The organism is Pseudomonas sp. IT-P176, from assembly GCF_949767245.1.
Lineage (GTDB): Bacteria > Pseudomonadota > Gammaproteobacteria > Pseudomonadales > Pseudomonadaceae > Aquipseudomonas.
Genome location: NZ_CATKPN010000018.1, coordinates 1 through 223 on the forward strand (window position 1 = coordinate 1; position 223 = coordinate 223).

Genomic DNA, 223 nt, shown 5'->3' on the forward strand with positions numbered 1-223 from the left:
GCAGGTGATGCAGTTCGGTGAAAGCGACCTGGCCTTTATCTCGCGGCTGCTGGCCGAGATCGGGATCTGGTACCGCGTCACCAGCGACGAACGCCTGGGCATCGACGTGGTGGAGTTGCACGACGCCCAACGTCACTATCAGTTCGACGTCGAACTGCCCTATCGACCGACCTCCGGCCTGAGCAGCAGCGCCCAGGACGCCGTCTGGCAACTGGAGACTCGC

Annotated in this window: 1 protein-coding gene; it reads left to right on the forward strand. The window is 63.7% G+C overall.

Annotated elements, in window-relative coordinates:
• Positions 1-223 (forward strand): contractile injection system protein, VgrG/Pvc8 family (locus ACM6IP_RS00955; RefSeq protein WP_414860732.1); only part of this gene is annotated, 223 nt, incomplete at both ends.